The following is a 21,991-nucleotide window of genomic DNA, read 5'->3' as shown; positions in this document are numbered from 1 at the left end:
AATACTTGCTGTTCTCGCTGACACCCTTAGTGGTATTGCGAACGGCACTTTTAGTATAGTTGAATCGCCATCTTAGTAAATTAATGCGAATAATTTTGCTAGCAGTTATAGTCATTACCACTCTTCTTTTTACCACGTTGAGTTTTAATGACTTTAGAAACATTTGCACACAGTTTAATCAGCTTTATTGATAGCAGCATTGCAGCAATATGGAATAATTGTACTTTACTGATGACAACCCATCATTCTTATAAAAATAAGTTGCTCACCAAAGCAAGGACCTGTTACATGCAAATTAAAGTGGAACAAGTGGTTAAAGACTATGCAACCGTGCGAGCGGTTGATGCAGTCAGCTTAACCGCAGTTGGAGGCGAAATTCTCGCGTTACTTGGGCCCAACGGGGCCGGCAAATCATCTTTAGTACGAATGATGGTGGGATTAACCCGGCCAGATAGTGGTAGCATTCACTACTTCAGCGATGCTAATCGCGGGCAAGCAGCTCAATTACAAACCAGCGATTTTGGCTATTTACCAGAGGATCGAGGGCTGTATCAAGATCGCACCTTGCTTGATAACTTGCGGTATATAGCAAGCTTACGCGGGCTTCCTAAAGCTACCGCGGCAGCAAACATTGATCACTGGTTAGCAAGATTCAGTTTAACTGAGCGGGCCAAAGAGCCCATGCGTCAGTTATCGAAGGGAAATCAGCAGAAGGTACAATTAATCGCTACCTTGTTGCATCACCCCAAATTGGTTGTACTGGATGAGCCCTTTTCGGGTTTGGATCCGGTTAACCAAGAATTTGTGTTAACCGTATTAGACGAACTCAAACGGCAGGGCTGTACTGTGATTCTTAGCGCACACCAAATGGCTTTGGTAGAGCGCATGGCCGATAAATTAGTCCTGATGAACAAAGGCCGAGTGATCGCTCAAGGCAGCTTGGCAGAAGTGCGTAAGCAATTACAGCAGCAACATAGTCTAGAGGTCGCATTTACCCAGCCGGTCACTATCCCTCAATTACAAGCTTTGGTAGGTGTGACCCAAGTAACTCAAGTGGATGAATACAGCTATCGCTTGGTTTGTACCGAGCAGCTGGTTGCTGCAGACTTACTACAGCAACTGCAACAGCTGGCGCCAGTAAAACAATTTAGTCCGCAGCAACAAAACCTTCACGAACTTTATCTTCAGGCGGTGCAAGCATGAATCGATGGCAACATATCTTACGCATTGGCGGATTTGAATTTCGGCGCTTCTTTAAATGGAAGCAAGAGGTTTTTTCATTAGTATTGATGGGAGTGCTGTTCGCTATTTCAATAGGTTGGGGACAACTTAAAGTTGCCTTAGAAGAGACCCATCAAGTTGCAGTCGTGGCGCCTCTGACCATGCCAGAACTAGAGAACATTACTTGGGTGCCGGCCTCGAACACCAGTAAAGCTATGACAGAGCTGGGAACAACTTATGCTGGGGTACTGACAATAACCGCTGATGCCGAGCAAGGTTACCTCGCTGAGTTGGCAGTATTAAGTAACGCTGGTTGGCAAGACCGTATGAGTCAGGCCATAAGTAGTTATTTGCAACAGCAGAAGCTCAATGACCTCGCTTTGAATGAGGAGCAGATCGCCTTTTTAAATCAACCGCCAAGTTTTGTGGTGGCAGTGCAAAACCAAGATCGGGCGCGAAGCTCTGCCAATAAAGCCTTACCCACGCTAATTCTGGTAAGCATCATGGTTGCTGTATTTGGTAGTTTTGGTCTGATGATGACGGCCATTACGCAAGAAAAACAACAGCGTGTTACTGAACAGTTGCTCACCTTAATTACCCCGAGCCAATGGATGGATGGCAAGATTCTTGGTATTACGCTGCACTGTTTGAAAAGCATGGCCACAATTTTAATCTTGATTGTGTTGGTGGTGTTAGTGATGAGTGTGGTGGCTGGCGATGCGATGACGTATCCAGAAGTGAGCTGGCAGTTGTTTGTCGCTACGACGTTATTTGCTCTGCTAGGCTTAGCTATGATTAATGCGATGATGGCAGGTTTTGCCGCTACTATTGATGATCCTAATCATTCAGGGCGTAGCGCCATGATGCTGATTCCTGCGTTGTTCGTTGGTGCGGGCTTTGGTGTGATGGATACCCCGCAAGGGTTATTGGCACAAATCTTAAGTTGGTTTCCGTTAACGAGCTTTGCGGTGATGCCTATTCGTGTCGCTGATGGCGGTGTTGCTTGGTGGGAATGGAGCGGTAGTTTAGTGGTGTTGTTCTTAACCACCTATATTATTCGTTCAGCAGCAGTAAGATTATTTACGTTAGGCATTACCATGTACGGCAAAGAACCATCGTGGCGATCCATGGGTCGAGCGCTTATCGGCCGCTGATCTTAAACCGCCGTTGCAGGGTATATTGAAGCTACCGCAAACATCGCAACCGGTATAAGGTAGTTATTGGTTATGTTACACATGGATTTTTCGCAACGCGTGGTGATTGATACCCATGCACAGGCTTGGCAACCAAGTCCAGCCGCAGGGGTGGAACGGAAATTACTAGAACGCGAAGAAGCTGAACGAGGGCGAGCCAGCAGCATTGTAAGATATGCTGCTGGGGCGCGTTTCAATACTCATCAACACCCATTAGGTGAAGAAATTCTGGTGCTTGAGGGTGTCTTCTCAGATGAAAACGGAGATTACCCAGCTGGTACCTACATTCGTAATCCGCCAGGGTCCGCTCATGCACCCTACAGCGAGCAGGGCTGTACTTTATTGGTAAAACTCCATCAATTTGATCCTGCCGATCTCGCCTCCGTGCGAATTCAAACCCAAACTGGGCAATGGTTGCCAGGGCAAGGCGGCTTAAAGGTGATGCCACTACATAGTTTTGCCACGCAGCACACAGCTTTAGTCAAATGGCCAGCGGGAGAGGTGTTTAAACCTCATCGTCACTTTGGTGGTGAAGAAATTTTCGTATTAACCGGAGAGTTTATGGATGAACATGGTCGCTATCCAGCGGGCTGCTGGCTGCGTAGCCCGCACATGAGCCAACACACGCCTTTTGTTGAGCAAGAAACCATCATCTTAGTTAAAACGGGCCATTTACCCTTAGCTGATGAGTCAGCAAAAGTTACAGCAATGAGGTTGTTAGAATGAATCAGTGGGATGAACGTTACAGTAAAGAAGATTATCACTACGGTACCGAACCGAATGACTTTTTACGAGACCATGCCGCAAGCCTATTGGAGCATGGAAAACAGCCAGCTAACATCCTTTGCTTAGCCGATGGTGAGGGGCGTAACAGTGTCTATTTAGCTAAGTTAGGTGCTCATGCAACGGCTTTAGATATTTCACAAGTTGGTTTGCAGAAAGCGCAGCGCTTGGCGCAAGCTGAGCAGGTTACCATTACCACTGAGTGGGCTGACTTGAGTAAAACAGAGCTTCCAGAACAGGCATATGATGGTGTCGTCATGATTTTTTGTCATTTACCCCGTGCCCATCGTCCTTTCTTGTACGAGCAGATAGCAAAAACTCTCAAGCCCGGCGGTTGGTTTCTGGCCGAATGTTACACTCCTGCTCAGCTAGGGCGGGGTACAGGCGGCCCACCAAGTGCAGACCTTATGCTAACAGCAGCAGAGTTTTATGAAGCTTTTCAAAGCTTTGAGGTTACCCATAGCCAGGAGCTAGTACGTTCGCTACATGAAGGAACTGGCCACACAGGTGCTGGTGCGGTGTGTCAGTTTATTGCTTTTAAACCTGCTTAACATAAGGCAATAAAAGCGCTTATATTGGGCTAGTAACAGGCGTATAATTTATGCACTTGTTCCTAGCCTTATTAGCTCTCATGGATACCCAGCATATTATTATCGTCGGTGGTGGTGCCGGCGGCCTCGAGTTAGCCACCAAACTTGGCAAGAAGTACCGTAATAATAAAAAGATTTCGGTCACTTTAATCGACCGCAATCTAACCCATGTCTGGAAACCGCTACTTCATGAAGTAGCAGCGGGCGCCCTTGATGCAGACATTGATGGTGTCGATTATCGGGTTCAGGCTGCTCACGCTGGTTTTAACTTCTTACCAGGTGAATTGAATGATATCGATACAACCGCACGTTTAATTAAACTCGCTGCTATTACTGATGATCAAGGACAGCAAATCGTTGCTGCCCGTGAGCTGCCATATAGCACACTGGTATTAGCCATTGGCTCCGTCACCAATGATTTCGGTACTAAAGGTGCCGGTCAGCATTGTTACTTCCTAGATAGTGTCAAACAAGCGGTGCGTTTTCACCATCGCCTCATGAATAAATTCTTATCGCTGCAAGCTGAGCGCTATCCACGTCCTTTAAAAGTAGCCATCGTGGGCGGTGGAGCGACCGGAGTCGAGCTTTCTGCTGAGCTATTTAAATCAGCAGAACTGATTAGGTCGTATGGGTTTGCTGACTTTGAGTTAAATAAACTGCAAATCACCTTGGTTGAAGCCGGGCCACGTATTTTACCCGCGCTACCGGAGCGTATTGCTGCAGCTGCGCAACAAGAGCTAGAAAAATTAGGCGTGCGTATTTGTGATAATACGCAAGTGGTTGAAGTAACAGAACAAGGCTTGATAACTAACTCAGGCGAACTCATCGAAGCTAGTATTAAAGTATGGGCTGCTGGTGTAAAGGCCCCCGATTTTCTAGCTAAATTACCAGGTTTTGAAACCAATCGAGCCAATCAGATCGTGGTTAAGCCGACCTTGCAAGCCAGCACCAATGACGATGTGTTTGTGATAGGTGATTGTGCAGCATTTACCCAAGCTGATGGGTCTAGGGTTCCACCACGAGCTCAGTCTGCGCATCAGATGGCGGCCACCGCCTATACCAATATTGTTGCAAAGCAAAAGCATAAACCCTTGCGTACTTTTGTTTACAAAGATCATGGTTCATTGGTGTCGTTATCAAGCTACACCGCAGTTGGTAGTCTGATGGGGAACTTAACCAAGGGTGCCATGAAAGTTGAGGGCTGGTTGGCGCGTATTATGTACAAGAGTTTGTATCGTATGCATCAAGTGGCGGTACATGGCTATTTTAAAACCTTCTTATTTATGCTGATCAAGGGCTTAAGCCGACGGTTGCGGCCGCGCTTGAAGCTACATTAATCAGGGTTGAGTGCTTGCTACTCAGCTAGTACAGGTTAAACTGGCAATCTCGCTCATAAAACTCTATGTTTAAACATAAAGTTATCGACAAGAGATTGCCAATGCCCGCTAATCAGATACTGTCACGTTACTGCGTTACCCAACATGTCCAGCAGGTAAACCCTAATGACTCGGTACCCACCAGGGTGCTCTTCGGGCATGGCTTTGGTTGCGATCAGCTTATTTGGACCCCGCTGTTGGCCGAATTACCTTCATCAATAGCCCCCGTTACCTTTGATTTTTGCGGCTGCGGTCGTTCTGACTTTAGTTATTATGATGCTGAAACCTATTCAAGTTTCACCGGCTATGTCAACGATCTTATTGCAGTCATTGAAGCGCTTGAGTGCGGCCCTATTCATTATGTCGGGCATTCCGTTGGTGGCATGATAGGCATGCTCGCATCCATCAAGCGACCTGACTTATTTCGCCAGATTATTGCGATTGGGCCTTCTCCGCGCTATTTGGATACTGATAATTATCAGGGCGGCTTCAAGTTAGATGAGATTAACGAGCTATTGAGTTTAATGGAGCGTAATCATTTTGAATGGGCTGGCTATTTGGCGCCGATTGTGATGAAAAATAGTCACCGACCAGAATTGAGTGAGCAATTGCGACAGAGTTTTGCTAACGCCGATCCAGCAATCTCAAGACGCTTTGCTGAATTGGTTTTTTTGAGTGACAACCGTTCACTACTACCACAAATTACCGTGCCCGTGAGTATCTTATATTGCGACGTTGATGTGATTGTACCTACTGCTGTGATTGATTATATGGCAGCTAGAATTCCCCATTGCGATACTGCAAAAATCGGCTGCAGTGGCCACTATCCCCATGTTAGTTCACCGCAATTAGTGCGCGATAAGATCATTGAGTGCCTCTTGAGATGACAAGTACTGTGTCTGATTTTTTTAATCCACAACAGGTGCCAGTAGGATTATTGGCAATCAACGCCGAGCGCCAAATAGTAGATATCAACCAGCCTTTATTAGAGTTACTTGCCTACCAAGTAAATGAGCTAATGGGGCAGTCGATTGATAAGCTGTTCTCGGGTGCTGGGAAACTGTTTTTTTTGACGCATGTTTTTCAGCTGATGCAGCATCAAGGTACCGTTGAAGAGATGTACCTTCGTTTAAAAGATAAACAAAATAATGAATTGCCAGTATTAGTGAACGCCGTCAAATTACCCGCAGCGAACAATGGCTTTGTTATGGTGTTACTGCCGATTCACCGGCGCTTTATCTTTGAAGACCAGCTAGTAGCAGCAAAAAAGGAAGCTGAGCGTGCGCTACGAGAGAAGCAACTGGTGGTGGCAGAATTAGAGCGTGCGCGGGCTGAACTAGAACACAAACATCAGCAATTAACTGAACTAAATAAACAGTTAGAACGTTTAGCAACCACAGACTCATTAACCCAACTGGCAAATCGACGCACCTTTGAGCAGCAATTAGAGCTTGAGTTGGAAAAGGTAAAACGTGGCTATGCCAGTGCTGCGTTGCTGGTGATGGATATCGATCATTTTAAATCGATAAACGATAATTTTGGGCATGCTGAGGGCGATGTTGTGTTACGGCGGATGGGACAAGTCTTAGCCGAGCAGACGCGTGCTATCGATACGGTTGCCCGCATTGGTGGTGAAGAGTTTGCATTGATTGTAAGCGGGGCAAGTTTGGCTGAAGCTGAACAAGCCGCACAGCGCATTCGCGAACTGGTTGAACAGACTGGTTGGGCTCATGGTCAGGTCACCATGAGTATTGGGGTGACCAGTATGCTTGTAGAGGATGATTTAGTAGCGGTCTTGCAACGTGCTGATCGAGCTCTTTATGAGGCGAAGCATAAGGGCCGTAACCGCGTTGAAGTTTCTGCTGAGAATTAAGAACTAGAGTATTGATAACAACGCCTTAGAGGTGCATGTGCGAAACGGAGAGTTAATTCAACAGCTTGCTGATCTTGAAAAGGACCAGCGGGTGCGGGTCTATTCTACATTCCACTTACCTTAGTGCTTTGGGCACTAGCTATCAGCGCAATGTGCCAAAGTACGATGCTTGCAGCAGTTCGGCTAGCCTCGGGTGTTGGTATTTACGAGTTAGCGTCACCGCATAAAAGTTTTCAAAAGCATTGGGCAGGTCAAAGCGTTTGACTAAGAGTCCGCTTTGCAACTCATCGCGCACAACTACTGCAGGCATGACAGCGAGGGCGCCACTGTCGCGAGCGAGCAACCGCAACATGGCCATGTCGTCAGCTTCTGCGATAATTTCGGGGCGCAATTGATGCTGGGTGCAGAAAAACTCAAATGCAGCACGCAGGGGCGATGCTGCACCTGGTACCACCCATCGCTGTTGTTGATAACTAGCGTCTACTTCCGCTGGCAAATGGGCAAGGCGACTAGGGGCAATAACACTCAAGGCTTGGCGCGCTAACAGCTGAGATTGCCACCCCACATCATCACCACTAGCAAGCTCTCGGTTAGTAAGAATCACGTCAAGTTGATGGTGTGCCAATAACTGTTCTAGCTCGGACTGCGGTCGCGCAATGAGCTGAAAGTGAACATCTAAGCCTTGGGTTAAAGGCTTGATAAAAGCATCGACAAAGTTGCGTGACATACTGGATAGCACCCCAATCTTTAAACTAGGCACGGTAGGTGTTCCTTGGCTGAGTAATTGTTGCAACTCTTCGCCGCGCTGATAAATATCCTCAGCATAATTCAGCACCGTACGGCCTAATTCGGTAAGCACCAGAGAACGACCGACACGATTGAACAGAGGTTGGCCAATGGTATGTTCTAACTGGCTAATTTGAGCAGATAAAGCCGATTGAGATAGTGCCAGTTGTGAAGCGGTTGCGGTGAGGTTGCCCTGCTTAGCTACCCGCCAAAAATAGTAAAGGTGATGGTAGTTAAGTCGTGCCATGGGAGTTATTCCTGAGTTTGTCTTAAAGAAAGAGTCACGATAAACCTATCGTTCTATTTTAGCGAACGAATAAATAAAATATATGTATTTTTATAATGTATTTGAATCACGCACAATGCCGCCACTTGCACTAATCTCAACATCAATGGATAACTTTTGGAGGCCATATGCGCTGGCGCATTAGTACCGCTACGATTGCTCTGCTATGTGGTTGCTTTCTGATCACCAGTTTGCTCATAGGTAACACGGGTTGGACAGAGGTTAAAGCCTTTGGTTTTGCGTTAACAACCCTGAGCACTGGATTTGCCGCAATGATCTGCTTTATCGGTTGGGTTGTGTTGCGTTTCGCCGCGGTTCAAGTGCGTGGTGAGCAAGAAGAACACCGGTTTCATCGCTGGTTGGTGTTGGTGTTGGTATCCATTCTGACCACGGCGTTAGCGGATCATTATCTGCTATTTTGGTTGGCTTGGGTGACCGTGAGCTTAAGTTTGCACCAGCTCCTATTATTTTATCCTCAGCGACCTCGAGCACAACTAGCAGCCCATAAAAAATTTATCTTTGCGCGTATCGCAGAGTTATTGCTGGGGGCTGCGCTCATTTGGCTGTGGTATCACACGGGTACCACCCATATCAGTCAATTAACCGAGCACGGATCCTTGGTGAATCAACAGGTAGCTGCGGTACTGCTGGTACTGGTTGCCTTACTTAAATGCGCGCAACTTCCTGTACATGGTTGGCTATTACAGGTGGTTGAAGCACCAACCGCAGTCTCAGCCATACTGCATGCCGGCATTATTAATCTAGGCGGATTTTTGTTGCTACAATTTGCGCCAGTACTTAGCGATGCTCCTCTAGCGCGCTGGCTATTGGCCCTAGTTGCTGGATTGAGCATGTTAGTCGCAGCGGTAGTCACCATGACCCGGATTAGCATCAAAGTTCGCTTGGCTTGGTCTACTGTGGCGCAAATGGCGCTGATGTTGGTTGAAATAAGTTTAGGTTACTACACCTTGGCCGCCCTGCATTTACTGGCACATTCTTGCTATAAGGCCTATGCCTTTTTAAGTTCAGGTAGTGCAGTGGAGTTGCGCGAGCGGCAGCGCTTTGTAGGGCTAGCGTTACCGCCGTTTAGCGCGGTTCTTGTTACCTTAGTTAGTGTTTGCAGCTTAGTACTGATCACAGTTATTGAGTTGGATTTGCTTACGTATGTCGCGCCTTGGTTGGCGGTGAGTTTAGCGCTGAGCTTATGGCTAGCGAGCTATTTTGAACGCTTTGCGTGGGCTGACTTTATTCCAGCAATGGCTATCGCCATGATTTGGCTGAGTTGCTATGGCGCGGCACTGTGGTTATTAAAGCTGCATCTAGAGTTTGTTGAGGCTCCGCTTATCGTTGGGCTTGATTTGTGGGTATCTAGTGTCTTAATCGCTATTACGGGAGTTTACCTATGGTTGTTATACCGACCCCAAGCAGCTCATAGCAGTAAACTTTTTATCATGTTAAATGCAGGCTTGTACCTCGACGAATGGGCTACTCGCCTCACCCTAACGCTTTGGCCTTTACGTGCATCTTCTGCAACCACCGGAGCTCCCCGTTAGTATGTTAACAAACACCCTTTCTGAACAGGAACAAGACGTGATCCGCTTGGCAAATTGGATACAACAAGCAACAGCTACGGTTGCTCCGACATGGCCGCTAGACCGTAGTATTGCTGTTAATCCTTGGTGGCAACAGCGTACCGAATCAATTCACGAAGTTGCGGCAGAGCAACTAGCATGGTTTAACATACCGCTTGTAAAAGGAGCTGAAGGGTTGTTGGCTGAAGGGCGGTTTCATGGCAGCGTGGCGGCATCTTACGATGCGACACAGGCTCAACGTAAGCTCCGTACCTTGCCGTGGTTAACTGAAATTCAGCAACAAATGAGCCAATTCTGTGCGTTATGGGTCAATTATCCTGCGCAAGTGGGACAGCACCATGACATCAATCAACGTATGTTTAAACAATGGCTGAAGGTGGTGCGGCAAGACCGCGGCATCGCATTGTTGTTGAATCATAAAAACATACAGCAGCACCTAGAGAACTTGCCAGAGGATATTTTCGAACTTTACCAAATAGCCTTACATCAGCTTCCACTAACAGCAGCACAATGGCCAATCTATCTGCAGGTACTGCTGCATGATCTGTATGGTTGGGCGAGTATTTTTGCTCAAAGGCGTTGGCAACGAGAGTTAACCCAGCAGCCGGATTTTAATGACGAGCTTAATCAGCTACTAGCGATTCGCTTGGGCTGGGACCTCGTTTGCTGGCAAAGCTCCGATGAGGCACTACAGCAACAATTCAAGCTAACCTGGAGTCATTATTTAGAGCGTAAGCAACAGGTCGCTATACAGTTACAACCGCTGTGGCAACAGCAATCAAAACGCGAGCAGCACTATCAGCAGCAGTTAACTACCCAATTGATGACGTCATCGACAAAGCAATCCGAGAACAAGCTGGGTAAACCGCCAAAGCTGCAAGCTGTATGCTGTATAGACGTTCGCTCTGAACCTATGCGCAGAGCGCTAGAGGCGCAGCATGAGGGGATTCAGACCATAGGTTTTGCCGGCTTTTTTGGGTTACCGGTTGAATATCAAGTAAGCGCAGAATTGAGCAAGCCCCAACTGCCGGCTTTACTGGCACCTCAGTGGCAGGTGCAGTTATCCGGTCATCATGAAACGAGTGAGCAGGTGAGTAAAATCTGGCGTTCCGCCAGTTGGCACCGTGCTCACGAGAGCCCTGCAGGGGCTTATGGTTGGGTTGAAATGAGTGGCTTAGCAAAGATTGCTAAATTACTTAAGAAAACCTTAACCTACCAGCCCCAACAGCGTATCGCGGCAAGTTTGGTGAATACTGGGCCGTGGCTGATCACTCGTCATCAACAACCGGTCAGTAACCGTGAGTTAGCTCAAGTTGCTGCGCAAGTGCTAACGGGTATGAGCCTCACCGAAGCTTTTGCCGAGTCAGTGTTGCTGATAGGCCACACAGCATCAACTCATAATAATCCACATGCTGCTAGTTTGGAGTGCGGCGCTTGTGGCGGTCAGTCTGGCGCAGTTAATGCGCAAGTGCTGGCGCAAATCCTTAATGAGCCTTCAGTACGGCAGCTATTAAATGAACACCATCAGATCAGCATTCCCTCTCAGACACGCTTTATTGCAGCGCTTCATAACACCACATTACAGCAGCTACAGCTTTTAAGTGCAGATGTCCCTCAAGATGTGGCTACCTGGATAGCAGCTGCAAATACCCAAGCGCAACAAGAACAAGCCCAGCGATTATTGGGGCAGCAGGCTGCCACAATCTCCTCCCAGCAATTGTTACAACAACGGGCAGGAAGCTGGGCAGAAGTTCGTCCAGAATGGGGCCTCGCGCGTAATGCGGCCATTATTTTTGCACCGCGCAGTGTTACTCGCAGCTTGAACTTTGATGGTCGTGTTTTTTTACACGAGTATGTCGCCGAGCACGATCAAGACCAAAGCCTATTAACCCAGTTGTTAACGGCACCTATGGTGGTGGCTCATTGGATCAATATGCAATATTACGCGTCAACGGTGGCACCGCAGCAGTTTGGCAGTGGTAATAAGCTACTGCACAATGTTGTAGCTGATGGGTTGGGTGTCTTTGAGGGGAATGGGGGAGATCTGCGTATTGGCTTAGCACGCCAATCTGTACATGACGGACAAGATTGGTACCATGAGCCGTTGCGACTTACCGTTGTGATTGCAGCAGATACGGTCGCAATTGATCAGGTGATAGCTGCGCAACCGGTCGTCAAACAACTGGTTGACAACGAATGGCTGTGGCTATGGCAGTGGCAACCATCAACAGCAACGTTGCAACAACGCACCGCTACCGGGTGGGTAGCGGTACCTAAAACCTAAATCACCTTATAGAGCCATTGGTCAGAGCGAAATTTATTAGCAACAAGCTGTGCTGATGTCGCTAACTCTGCCGCGCTGTAATTGTCAGTATGGGTTTGATAAAGCTGGGTAAACTGCTCCATAAAGGCGTCGATAATCTGGGCTCGCGGTAAACCGGTTTGACTGCGCATGGGGTCGACCCGCTTGTTAGCACTTTTGGTGCCCTTGTCAGAGAGCTTTTCGCGCCCAGTACGGAGTACTTTGAGCATCTTATCGGCGTCAATGTCATAGGCGAGAGTGGCGTGATGCACAATCACCCCATTAGAAAAACGTTTTTGTGCAGCACCCCCAATTTTACCTTGGGTTGAGGCTATATCGTTTAATGGCACGTAGTGCGCCTTAATTCCCACTTCAGCTAGTGCAGCTAACACCCAAGTATCAAGAAATTGATAGGATCTTTCAATACTCATGCCATCTACCAAAGAACTAGGCACGGTTAACGAATAAGTAATACAGTTACCTGGCTCCATAAACATGGCGCCGCCACCAGTAATGCGCCTAACAACATTGATATTAGCAGCCTTGGCTGCGTCCATGTCTACTTCATTTCTAACCGATTGAAAACAGCCAATAACCACAACTGAATCATCCCAATCCCAAAACCTGAGGGTTGGTCCGCGCGTACCTTGTGCAACAGAGGTCGCAAGCACTTCATCTAGCGCCGCATGTTGTATCGCTGGTAAGGTGACAGGTGGAATCACAGCAAAGTCATGGTCAAACCAGCTGCTGGCTTTGCCTAAAGCGCGACGTACCGCCGTAGCTACTGCCTCAGCAGAGAAGCCAAACATCACCACATCGTCCGCTAGGGCAGCGGTAATGGCCTTACTAATAATGGCATGGCTAGCATCAATGGATAGGCCCACCAACGCTTGGTTAATATGCTCTAGTGCCGTATCAGGCTCCAAAAAGAAATCGCCAGAAATACTAGCTGAGGTAATAACCTCTTGATTAGTTTCAATATCTGCCACTACTAGCTTACCGCCAGGAACTTTAAATTCTCCGTGCATGATGCCACCTCTGCTATTCGTATCCAACGATGTGTAAGTTGCCCTGAGCTTAGCATTTTTAGCGGCTCGAATCTTTGCTCTAACCCGCCTTATTGAATCGCATGTGGTTATTACTGGCAGAACCCTCAATAAGGTCTAAAATTTAAGATGAAAGAGGATAGCAACACATTAGGGAGAAGCATGATGCAACCATACAGATTTTTCACCGCTCTATTAACGCTTGGGCTATTTACCGTTTTCTTGGCCCCGGTCTATGCCGTGGCTGCACAAGGTGGTAGTGCAGTCATGATAGACGATGGTGAGCGGATAAAGATAGAATATTCAGGCACAGATAAGTTACGAATCACTTCTGACTCCGATGACGGCTACATGATCATGCGTGATAACAAAATGTACACCGTAATGCAGCAAGGTGGTCAGACGATGGTTTTTGACTTAACCGCAGCAATAGCCTCAATGAATAAGATGCTTGATCAGGAAAGCGTTTGGGATGAAGAAATTCAGGATGTGCTCGAATTAAGTAATACGGGCAAATCTGAGATGGTGGCAGGCATTAGTGGTGAGGTTTTCACCATGACTTATGTTGATGGACAGGGACAAAAGCAAACCAGCACCATGGTTCTTAGCCAAGAAGATCATATCGTTGCGCTAGCTCGAGCGATGAATGCCATGACTAAATTGATGATTACGGCTAGCGGTCGTCAATTACCGCCCAGCGTGACTAAAATGGAAAAGCAGATTCTAGACCAAGGTTATGGTGTGTTGCGGCAAGGCAGTGAGTTTGTAATTACCAAGAGCTCTGCCACCACGCCGCCCGCAAGTTACTTTGAGCTGCCAGCAAAGCCGATGCAATTACCAGGAATGTAATCCCTTTAGCTCCTACCTTTCTGGCTCTAAACAAGTTCAGGAGGACTAAATCTCACTCCGTTTTGAGCCAGTAGGTGACCGATATGTAGTAAGCGCCCTTCATGATGATGAGGGGCGCTGATAGAAATACCAATTGGTAACCCTAGCTCGTCACATCCGCTGGGGACGGTAAGTACCGGCTGACCGCTTAAGTTATATAAGGCTACAAAAGGGAAACAATAATCCATGTAAGGTATTTGCTCTCCATCTAAAGCTATGCGTTGATGCTGATGATTATGCTGAAATGCTGGGCCTAAGGCGGTGGGGCTGAGAACCGCATCACAAGCCGCAAAACTTCGGTTGAGTTCTGCAATCACCTCACGGCGTCGATACAGCGCTCTGCTCAAATGTTTGAAGTCTAGGCTTAAACCACGTTTTAGCGCGGGAATGAGCGTCAATGAGCTATCTTTGAGGGTAGGACGAAACTTCATGTAGAAAATTTTACGAATCAGCCAGGGTAAATTTTGGGCAATAGAAAAGCCGAATAACTCTGCCCACAACTCCATCGCTTGTGCAGCCAATTGGTTATCTATGGTAACGGGTTTAAGCGTGGCTCCTTGAGTGGTGATTAACTGTTTTAATTGGTCTAAACCCAACTGCACCGACTGGCCTGCGGTTAAGCCATGCAAGGTGTCAAAGTAACCAAAGGTGTATCCGCTCAAGGGCTTACTTTCAAGTTGGAGCTGCTGTTGTGGGTACAGTACTCTAAACGCCAGCTCTAAGTCTTCAGGGGCGCGGGCGAGTGGCCCCGTACAATTCATCACACTAAACCCAAGCTTATGTTCGGGTAAAGGGGGGACATGGCCATCATGACTGTGACCGTTCTCGGTAGGCTTTAATCCGAATAAGCCACAGTAGGCCGAAGGATTGCGAATGGAGCCGCCGATGTCACTGCCCAGTTCAAGAGCACATAGATCAGCTGCTAACGCTGCGGCACCACCACCCGTACTACCACCCGGAGTTCGGGTGATGTCAAAGGGATTATTCGCGGTCGGGTATAGCGGCCCAAAGGTTTGGCTATCAGCAAGTAATTGCGGCACATTGGTTTTGCCGAGGATGACGGCTCCGGCATCAAGCAAGCGTTGAACCAAGGGGGACGTCTGCGAACCTTGGTAATTCTTCAACGGCGGATAATTGAGCGTCGTTGCAGTGCCCTTATACAAAAAGCACTCTTTAATAGAAATGGGAACGCCATGCAGCGGACCTAGACGGTTGGCGTTGTCATCGCGCTGTTTCGCTTGCGCCAACGCTTGGTTGCGATAGGTATCTATGAAGGCATTCAGCTTTGGATTATGTTGCGCAATACGAGTTAAATAGTGCTCAGTAATCGCGGTAGACGTTAAGTCGCCCGCTTGAATCGCATTCGCTATGGTCGTTGCTGATAAATAGTTCATCGATGCCTTTTACTGTGAGTTGCCGCTATAGTTTAAAACGAGCATAGAGCGGATTATGGTCAGATACTGTACTGGTATCAAGTGCCGCTGCCTGCTGCAATGACAAATTACGGTAGAAAATAAAATCCAACGGGTGTTGTCGATAGGTTTTAATATGATGAGGATCGGCCATAATGGCGTGCTTGAGGCCGATACTTCGACAGAAGCGCAATAAACGAAGGCGGCGTTGGCGGCTCCAAACATTAAAATCGCCAGCAACAATAAGCGGCCCTTTGTGATCTAAAATCTCGTTCTTAATCAGCTCAATTTCTTGTGAAAATTGCTGTGTGCGCACAAAGTTAATCGCATGGATATTTACCACTAACAGCGCACCGCCTTCTGCTAGTGTGTGATAAGAAAGCATGTAGCTTTTGTGGGTAGCGAACATGCCCTCGCGCTTTCTACTTAATCGAGCTTGTGCTTCGGTAAACGCATACTGACTGGCTGTGAGCACACCATAAGTAGAACGCCGCATTTGCATATTTGGTGCGACAGCGTAAGACCAATGCGGTAAGAGCCAATTGGTTTTAGAGCTAAGCTTGGCTTCTTGTAGTAGTAAAAATAGGCAAGGAAACTGCGCTAAAAGGCGCGTAAGAGTGCGCTGAAACTCGGGTGTATCTGTGAGTTTCTGCGTATTCCAACACAACACGCCAAACTCTTCGCCATGACGAATAGGTTGTTCGTGAAGGAACTGCTCAGGAACCAAAACTTTAGGTTTAAGCAAACGGGATCTCCGAAGGTTCTGTCTTGGCACATCGTACCACCTTCTAGTAGACCTTCTTCTAGTCATTTTGGTTCGGCTTGTTTCTATCTTAGTTGGATACTAACTAAGCTGTAAAAACCGATTGCCACGATAGCTTTTATTCAACAACGGCGCTGGCAAAGAAGGGTAAAATAATGCAACCCATGGCATTAATAAACCAATAAGGAACACTTTACATGTCTGCACTTTTTCAGCCTTTTCAATTAAAAGACGTAACACTACGTAATCGTATTGCAGTTCCACCAATGTGCCAATACATGGCAGAACAAGGTGTACCCAATGATTGGCATCTTAACCATTACGCCAGCTTGGCCCGTGGTGGTGCAGGTCTAATCATCGTAGAAGCAACCGCTGTCTCACCAGAAGGTCGGATCACGCCAAATTGTACCGGGCTTTGGAATGATGAGCAGGCACAAGCGTTTGTACCTATTGTCGAAGCTATTCAAGCCGCTGGCGCAGTACCAGGTATTCAACTTGGGCATGCTGGGCGTAAGGCCAGTGCAAATCGTCCTTGGGATGGTGACGATCATATCGCCGAAGCAGATGCCAAAGGCTGGCAAACCCTGTCGCCTTCTGCTATTCCATTTGGTGCTAACCTACCTCGGATGCCTAAGGCAATGACCCTCGAAGACATCCAACGGGTACAACACGACTTTGTCGCTGCAGCCGAAAGAGCCCGTGATATTGGTTTTCAGTGGTTAGAACTACACTTTGCCCATGGCTATCTAGGACAAAGCTTTTTGTCGCCTCACGCCAATCAGCGTGACGACAACTATGGCGGTTCGTTCGAAAACCGTGCACGCTTTTTGGTAGAAACTGTGCGAGCTGTGAAGCAAGTTTGGCCAGATAATTTACCGCTCACCGCACGTTTAGGCGTGATTGAATTTGACGGCAACGATGAACAGCAACTTGAAGAAGCTATCGCACTGACCAACCTATTGAAAGCCGAAGGCTTGGATTTCTTGAACGTTAGTATCAGCTTTTCTACCCCAACCGCATCTATTCCTTGGGGACCCGGCTTCATGGCTCCTATCGCAGAACGTATTCGGCATGCGGCAGCCATCCCAGTTGCCTCGGCCTGGGGAATTGATGCTCCGCAACTGGCCGAGCATACAGTTGCCCAAGGTCAGTTAGACTTAGTGATGATAGGACGTGCCCATTTAGCTAATCCGCATTGGCCATATGAAGCAGCTAAAACACTGCGTGTGGAGAAACCATCATGGGTGTTGCCAGCCCCTTATGCACATTGGCTAGAACGCTACTGATGCTGGCAACCTTAGCCAACTTAAACCCAGTAAAACGTACTCCCGGGTACGTTTTATGGGGTCTACTCGGGCTTGAAGTTTGCTGATTTGCGCATGCCTGCAGCTCGAATGGCTTCTAACTGATTATCGATGGTTGCTCTATCAAGCCACTGGCCGGCCACCATGACACCAGAGCGTCCGGCGAGCGCTGCAGGGTCTTCCAGCGGATTTTGCTGTAACAACACCAAATCAGCACGGTGACCTTCTGCAACGCGACCGAATAAATCTTTATCGGCAAAATACTCCCCAGCTGCGACGGTTGCGCTGTGTAAAATTCCAGCCAGCGGAATTCCGGCGTCGTGTAATACTGCAATTTCACGTAAGGCTGAGAAGCCCGGAACACTGAATAATTGGGGCGCATCGGTGCCAAAAATAATGGGTACGCCACCGTCAAATAGGGCTCTAATTAGCCGCTGGCGATTGTCTTGTTGAATGGCGGCCGCTTCGGCGTTGAAGTACCCTAAACTTGGCTCTTCTAAGTAATTAAACCAGCCGGCTCGCACTGCTTCAGGTACATAGTCAATTTCTTTGTACTGGCGCAGCTGCTCTATGTCACTGGCACCAATAATCGTAGCCCACAATGCCTGGGTTGGCACCACCGCGGCACCGTGACGCAGGGTTAAGTCAACGAGGTAATCCAGTTCGTATTTACTAGCAGGCCGATTTAAAGCGTCGATGGCTTCCAAGTAGCCGTCTAAGTGGTCAATGGTACGTTGGCCTTCTGTTAATGCCACTTCAAGACCCACGTCTTTCGGTACATGACCAGCAAAGTCGATGTTTGCGTCACGCGCAGTTTTTGCCATTGCTTGATATTCGCTAAGCGTCAGCCCTGGATGGACTTTAAGTAAATCCCAGCCTTGATCACGTTGTTCAATAACGCGTTGAGTGGCCTTTTCTGGTGATTCAATGCTGTTGCCGTTAAAGCTTGGCCCGGCCAGATAAAGTGTTGGACCTGTCCGCTTACCTTCTGTAATGTCCTGTTTCAATTGTAACTGATGGGGGTAGCCGAGCATGCCCCGCACCGTGGTAATACCGTTGGCAACATACATAAATAGTACATCATCTAGATAGCGCTCTGGCAGTTGGCCAAAGCTTGATGCCGGCGGCACATGGCCGTGCATCTCGGTTAAGCCAGCCATCAAAAACTGGTTGGTACCGTCAATTTCTACAAAGCCGCTGGGAACTGTAACGGCAGAGGTTGCTCCAACCGTGGTAATGCGATCGCCTACCACCAAAACTGTTTGAGCTTCGGCAATCTCACCCAAGTTACGCGCAATGTTCACCACAGCAACATTTGTAAACGCAAAGTTCTTCGGTGATTGATGTGACGTTTCTGGTGCGGGCGGTTGAGCCGGCTCGCACGCTGCGATAAAGGTTAGTAGGGTAACAAGTGTGATGAAGCGAACCATTGTGTTCATGATGTACTCTCAGTTGCCTAGCGCAGGGTATGATTAATCGCGTCGAGGCCGCACGCCTCGCACATCAAAAGGGCTGGTTATGACTATAACAACCATGAAACAAAACTACCAACGCGCAGTACATCTTGAAGAAAAATTAAGTGTGATGCCGAACGCCGATGCATTTGCGAAATAACTTTGGGACGCAACGCTTTACAGCAGTCTGTAAATTTCTGGTACGAGCATTTACGAGCCTTGGTAAGTAAGGTTAAAACTTACGACGATCTACATGGCGAGGTTGCAAAAACCTCAACCAAATAGTCGATCATCGCTCTTACTTTGAGTGGTAATCGACGATCTGGCGCGAACAATACATGCAAGCCGCCGAGATCCAATGGGGGGTGATTCAATTCTAAAGCAACCAGAGCACCACTGGCCAATGCCTCCGACACGATAAAATTGGGTTGATATATGATTCCTTGGCCCTTAACGGCGGCAGCAAGAAGTGCGTCGCCATTGTTACACATGAGGTTGCCTGTTACGGGCACTTGAATTTGGCCATCTTGGCCGAATGCCCAGGTGCCGCCGCTTTGTGCTGAGGAGAGGTTGTAGCTCAGGCAATTATGGCTTGAGAGCTCAGCTACACGGTTAGGCTTTCCGTGTTTTTTCAAATACTCAGGAGAGGCACAAAGTCGCATCGGGCAATTACCGAGACGGCGAGCTTTGAGATTGCTGTCAGCGAGATGTCCGATGCGAATAATCAGATCCCAGTTCTCTTTCAGCAGATCCTGTTGGGTGTCGCTCAGGCCAAGATCCACCTCTACCAGAGGATAACGCTGGGTAAATTCGGGTATTAATGGTGCTATGAAGCGTGTGCCAAAGGATAGCGGTGCATTTAAACGTAATCGACCCATGGCTTGGTGCTGCTGCGAAGATACCTCGGACTCGGCTTCTTCAATATCTTGAAGAATGCGCTGACAGGCCTGTAGGTATTGCCGTCCGGCATCTGTTAGTGACAACTGTCGAGTCGTGCGATGAAGCAATTTGGTGCCGAGTCTAGTTTCCAAAGAATCCACATGTTTTGTGGCCATTGCTGGCGACATGTTGAGTTCTCGGCCTGCAGCAGACAGACTACCTTTGGAAACTGCCTGAATGAACACCTGCATGCTTGTGTATCGGTCCAGCATTTTATTTCCTACTTATAGTTAAAATAGCTCCTTGTTTAAGTCTATTCTCCTTTTCTCGGTATCAGTATAACCTGTTCATTGTGATATCTGAACTATTCAAGCCTTTGGAGGTATGTCGATGTCTATGCAGTCAAAAGTGCCTAGAAAACAACCAGTTTTTTTTATTCCCCATGGCGCCGGTCCCTGCTTTTTTATGGACTGGAATCCCCGCAATACGTGGGACGGTATGGCCGAATTCCTCCGAAATATCAGTGGATGTTTGCCAGAAAAGCCGACGGCCATCCTGATGATATCCGCTCACTGGCGTACTCCAGAGTTTCGTGTGACCGCCGGCAGCCAGCCTCATCTGATTTATGACTATTTCGGTTTTCCGGACCACACCTATGAATTGACCTATCCAGCTCCGGGAGCACCTGAGTTGGCGCATCGCGTGAGTCGTCTACTGAGTGGGGCACAACAGTACACCCTCGAGGATTCCGTGCGTGGGTTTGACCACGGTATGTTTATTCCACTCAAAGTGATGTTCCCCGAGGCAGACATTCCTGTGGTTCAGCTTTCTTTACGGCAAGACTTAGATCCCGAGGCACACCTGCTGGCAGGCAAAGCTTTGGCGCCATTACGTGATGAAGGTGTGCTGATTCTCGGTAGTGGCATGAGCTTTCACAATATGCGTGGTTACGGCGACAGGCGGTTTACGCCGCTTTCCGAGGTGTTCGATGATTGGCTGACGGACACTGTAGAAGGTGACTCCAAAGTTCGTTATCAACGATTGAAGCAATGGTTTCAGGCACCTTACGCTCTCGATTGTCATCCGCGCGGAAACGAGGAACACCTAATCCCATTGCTGCTTGCAGCGGGTGCAGCGGACGACGAGCCCGGCAAGAAAATTTATTCAGAACGAGTGATGGAAACTCAATTATCGGCGTTTCAATTTGGTTGAGTGGCGTGGGCTTCTCAACAATCAATGGCTAGAGGAACAGAATGATGAAGATTGAATTAACAGGCAAACATGCGTTGATCACCGGATCTACCGCTGGTATTGGCTTGGCTATTGCTCAAGGGATGGCTCAGGCGGGAGCCTTAGTGACCATCGTGGGCCGCGACCGAGCCAAAGTGGATAAAGCCTTGACTCAGATAGCTAGCACCAGCGGCCGTGATGATGCCAAGGGTATTATCGCCGACCCAAGCACCGCAGAAGGTTGTCAGACCATCATTGCACAGGTGCCAGAAGTAGATATTTTAGTCAATAATCTAGGTATTTATGGCGGCGTTCCATTCTTCGATATCGACGATGCCGCTTGGGAAGAAATTTTCCAGGTAAACGTGATGAGCGGTGTACGACTCGCTCGGCATTATGCCAGCGGCATGAAGACTCGCGGCTGGGGCCGCATCCAGTTCATTTCGAGTGAATCGGCGATAAATATTCCATCCGAGATGGTGCACTATGGGGTGAGCAAGGCGGCGCTCCAGGGCCTCTCCCGAGGATTAGCGAAGGTTCTTGCTGGTACCGGTGTGACCGTGAATAGCATCCTGCCTGGTCCGACTCGTACTGAAGGAGCCAAGGCCATGATGGCTGACCTAGCGGCTGAGCGGGGAGTATCCCCGGAAGCAATGGAGGCCTTGTTTTTGGATGAAAACCGGCCGTCCACGCTGCTAAGGCGTTTTGCCGAACCGGAAGAAGTTGCTAGCATCTGTGTCTATGCCGCCTCTCCCCAGGCCAGTGCCACCACAGGTTCCGCCTTGCGTGTTGAAGGTGGCATTGTGGAAAGCATTACCTGAAGCTCCGTTCGTGAGAATATATTTATGAGGTTTACTCATGCTCACTCAGCGCGCAGCCGACTTGGCGGTACTTATTAAAGCGCAGAGAAAAGCGCTGAGTTATACGCAAAAGGGACTAGCTAAGTTTGGGGGTGGGGAACACTCTGGGTCAAGTTGTCACTGATGATACTATAGGTTTTGCGGTATCAGCCT

19 protein-coding genes are annotated in these 21,991 nt (G+C 48.2%); 13 read left to right on the top strand and 6 right to left on the bottom strand.

The genetic code is table 11. The features are described 5' to 3' along the window. Positions 1-288 precede the first annotated feature (288 nt). From KGF88_RS11060 to KGF88_RS11030, 7 genes are all read left to right on the top strand, one after another. Positions 289-1,203: an ABC transporter ATP-binding protein gene (locus KGF88_RS11060; protein ID WP_110075647.1), complete on the top strand. Its 915-nt coding sequence runs from the start codon at positions 289-291 to the stop codon at positions 1,201-1,203. Beyond that, positions 1,200-2,375, top strand: coding sequence for an ABC transporter permease (locus tag KGF88_RS11055; RefSeq protein WP_153826586.1), 1,176 nt, complete (start codon positions 1,200-1,202; stop codon positions 2,373-2,375). The genes KGF88_RS11060 and KGF88_RS11055 overlap by 4 nt, the downstream gene beginning before the upstream one ends. A 72-nt stretch (positions 2,376-2,447) precedes the next feature. Next, entirely contained in the window at positions 2,448-3,140 is a 693-nt protein-coding gene (locus tag KGF88_RS11050; RefSeq protein ID WP_153826587.1) for a cupin domain-containing protein, read from the top strand. After that, complete coding sequence (locus tag KGF88_RS11045; protein WP_110075644.1) at positions 3,137-3,748, top strand: SAM-dependent methyltransferase; 612 nt, start codon at positions 3,137-3,139, stop codon at positions 3,746-3,748. The genes KGF88_RS11050 and KGF88_RS11045 overlap by 4 nt, the downstream gene beginning before the upstream one ends. A gap of 50 nt (positions 3,749-3,798) precedes the next feature. Continuing rightward, entirely contained in the window at positions 3,799-5,124 is a 1,326-nt protein-coding gene (locus tag KGF88_RS11040) for an NAD(P)/FAD-dependent oxidoreductase (RefSeq protein WP_274380140.1), read from the top strand. A gap of 101 nt (positions 5,125-5,225) precedes the next feature. Next, the gene (locus tag KGF88_RS11035; RefSeq protein ID WP_162014515.1) at positions 5,226-6,050 is read left to right on the top strand and encodes an alpha/beta fold hydrolase; all 825 of its coding nucleotides are present in this window, start codon (positions 5,226-5,228) and stop codon (positions 6,048-6,050) included. Positions 6,051-6,058: 8 nt separating this feature from the next. After that, entirely contained in the window at positions 6,059-7,036 is a 978-nt protein-coding gene (locus tag KGF88_RS11030) for a sensor domain-containing diguanylate cyclase (RefSeq protein WP_162014516.1), read from the top strand. A gap of 142 nt (positions 7,037-7,178) precedes the next feature. Here KGF88_RS11030 and KGF88_RS11025 read toward each other — a convergent pair whose 3' ends face one another. Beyond that, a complete protein-coding gene (locus tag KGF88_RS11025) occupies positions 7,179-8,069 on the bottom strand; it encodes a LysR family transcriptional regulator (protein ID WP_110076890.1) in 891 nt (296 codons plus the stop codon). Between the two features lie 167 nt (positions 8,070-8,236). Here KGF88_RS11025 and KGF88_RS11020 point away from each other — a divergent pair, with 167 nt between their 5' ends. Then, positions 8,237-9,661 (top strand): NADH-quinone oxidoreductase subunit L, encoded by a 1,425-nt coding sequence (locus tag KGF88_RS11020; protein ID WP_153826590.1) that lies wholly within the window; start codon positions 8,237-8,239, stop codon positions 9,659-9,661. A gap of 1 nt (position 9,662) precedes the next feature. Further along, a complete protein-coding gene (locus tag KGF88_RS11015; protein ID WP_153826591.1) occupies positions 9,663-11,984 on the top strand; it encodes a DUF2309 domain-containing protein in 2,322 nt (773 codons plus the stop codon). Here KGF88_RS11015 and KGF88_RS11010 read toward each other — a convergent pair. Further along, a complete protein-coding gene (locus KGF88_RS11010) occupies positions 11,981-13,030 on the bottom strand; it encodes a lipoyl protein ligase domain-containing protein (RefSeq protein WP_153826592.1) in 1,050 nt (349 codons plus the stop codon). The genes KGF88_RS11015 and KGF88_RS11010 overlap by 4 nt on opposite strands. 180 nt (positions 13,031-13,210) lie before the next feature. On the opposite strand from KGF88_RS11010, the gene KGF88_RS11005 reads away from it, so the two are divergent. Next, positions 13,211-13,897 carry a hypothetical protein gene (locus KGF88_RS11005; RefSeq protein ID WP_153826593.1) on the top strand — a complete coding sequence of 229 codons (687 nt, stop codon included), beginning with the start codon at positions 13,211-13,213 and terminating at the stop codon, positions 13,895-13,897. 26 nt (positions 13,898-13,923) lie between these two features. Here the strand turns inward: KGF88_RS11005 and KGF88_RS11000 are convergent, their stop codons facing one another. Then, positions 13,924-15,330: an amidase gene (locus KGF88_RS11000; protein WP_153826594.1), complete on the bottom strand. Its 1,407-nt coding sequence runs from the start codon at positions 15,328-15,330 to the stop codon at positions 13,924-13,926. 25 nt (positions 15,331-15,355) lie between these two features. Further along, the gene (locus KGF88_RS10995) at positions 15,356-16,093 is read right to left on the bottom strand and encodes an endonuclease/exonuclease/phosphatase family protein (protein ID WP_228759506.1); all 738 of its coding nucleotides are present in this window, start codon (positions 16,091-16,093) and stop codon (positions 15,356-15,358) included. 215 nt (positions 16,094-16,308) lie between these two features. Between KGF88_RS10995 and KGF88_RS10990 the strand changes: the two genes are divergently transcribed. After that, positions 16,309-17,397, top strand: a complete 1,089-nt coding sequence (locus KGF88_RS10990; RefSeq protein ID WP_153826596.1) for an NADH:flavin oxidoreductase/NADH oxidase — start codon at positions 16,309-16,311, stop codon at positions 17,395-17,397. Positions 17,398-17,459: 62 nt separating this feature from the next. On the opposite strand, the gene KGF88_RS10985 is transcribed toward KGF88_RS10990, so the two are convergent. After that, positions 17,460-18,854, bottom strand: coding sequence for an amidohydrolase family protein (locus KGF88_RS10985; protein WP_228759507.1), 1,395 nt, complete (start codon positions 18,852-18,854; stop codon positions 17,460-17,462). Positions 18,855-19,108: 254 nt separating this feature from the next. Further along, the gene (locus KGF88_RS10980) at positions 19,109-19,999 is read right to left on the bottom strand and encodes a LysR family transcriptional regulator (protein ID WP_238387065.1); all 891 of its coding nucleotides are present in this window, start codon (positions 19,997-19,999) and stop codon (positions 19,109-19,111) included. A gap of 133 nt (positions 20,000-20,132) precedes the next feature. On the opposite strand from KGF88_RS10980, the gene KGF88_RS10975 reads away from it, so the two are divergent. Continuing rightward, entirely contained in the window at positions 20,133-20,960 is an 828-nt protein-coding gene (locus KGF88_RS10975; RefSeq protein WP_257119933.1) for a DODA-type extradiol aromatic ring-opening family dioxygenase, read from the top strand. A gap of 41 nt (positions 20,961-21,001) precedes the next feature. Next, positions 21,002-21,799 carry an SDR family NAD(P)-dependent oxidoreductase gene (locus KGF88_RS10970; protein ID WP_228759508.1) on the top strand — a complete coding sequence of 266 codons (798 nt, stop codon included), beginning with the start codon at positions 21,002-21,004 and terminating at the stop codon, positions 21,797-21,799. The last annotated feature ends 192 nt before the right edge of the window (positions 21,800-21,991 follow it).

This window comes from Idiomarina loihiensis (assembly GCF_024584785.1).
GTDB classification, from domain to species: domain Bacteria; phylum Pseudomonadota; class Gammaproteobacteria; order Enterobacterales; family Alteromonadaceae; genus Pseudidiomarina; species Pseudidiomarina fusca.
Note: the sequence above shows the minus strand (reverse complement) of the source record. Positions and strands in the feature narration are given on the sequence as shown.

Coding starts and splice junctions, on each gene's coding strand:
- KGF88_RS11060 (WP_110075647.1), top strand. CDS start 289: ATGCAAATTAAAGTGGAACAAGTGGTTAAAGACTATGCAACCGTGCGA.
- KGF88_RS11055 (WP_153826586.1), top strand. CDS start 1,200: ATGAATCGATGGCAACATATCTTACGCATTGGCGGATTTGAATTTCGG.
- KGF88_RS11050 (WP_153826587.1), top strand. CDS start 2,448: ATGTTACACATGGATTTTTCGCAACGCGTGGTGATTGATACCCATGCA.
- KGF88_RS11045 (WP_110075644.1), top strand. CDS start 3,137: ATGAATCAGTGGGATGAACGTTACAGTAAAGAAGATTATCACTACGGT.
- KGF88_RS11040 (WP_274380140.1), top strand. CDS start 3,799: ATGCACTTGTTCCTAGCCTTATTAGCTCTCATGGATACCCAGCATATT.
- KGF88_RS11035 (WP_162014515.1), top strand. CDS start 5,226: ATGCCCGCTAATCAGATACTGTCACGTTACTGCGTTACCCAACATGTC.
- KGF88_RS11025 (WP_110076890.1), bottom strand. CDS start 8,069: ATGGCACGACTTAACTACCATCACCTTTACTATTTTTGGCGGGTAGCT.
- KGF88_RS11020 (WP_153826590.1), top strand. CDS start 8,237: ATGCGCTGGCGCATTAGTACCGCTACGATTGCTCTGCTATGTGGTTGC.
- KGF88_RS11015 (WP_153826591.1), top strand. CDS start 9,663: ATGTTAACAAACACCCTTTCTGAACAGGAACAAGACGTGATCCGCTTG.
- KGF88_RS11010 (WP_153826592.1), bottom strand. CDS start 13,030: ATGCACGGAGAATTTAAAGTTCCTGGCGGTAAGCTAGTAGTGGCAGAT.
- KGF88_RS11005 (WP_153826593.1), top strand. CDS start 13,211: ATGATGCAACCATACAGATTTTTCACCGCTCTATTAACGCTTGGGCTA.
- KGF88_RS11000 (WP_153826594.1), bottom strand. CDS start 15,330: ATGAACTATTTATCAGCAACGACCATAGCGAATGCGATTCAAGCGGGC.
- KGF88_RS10990 (WP_153826596.1), top strand. CDS start 16,309: ATGTCTGCACTTTTTCAGCCTTTTCAATTAAAAGACGTAACACTACGT.
- KGF88_RS10985 (WP_228759507.1), bottom strand. CDS start 18,854: ATGAACACAATGGTTCGCTTCATCACACTTGTTACCCTACTAACCTTT.
- KGF88_RS10980 (WP_238387065.1), bottom strand. CDS start 19,999: ATGCAGGTGTTCATTCAGGCAGTTTCCAAAGGTAGTCTGTCTGCTGCA.
- KGF88_RS10975 (WP_257119933.1), top strand. CDS start 20,133: ATGTCGATGTCTATGCAGTCAAAAGTGCCTAGAAAACAACCAGTTTTT.
- KGF88_RS10970 (WP_228759508.1), top strand. CDS start 21,002: ATGATGAAGATTGAATTAACAGGCAAACATGCGTTGATCACCGGATCT.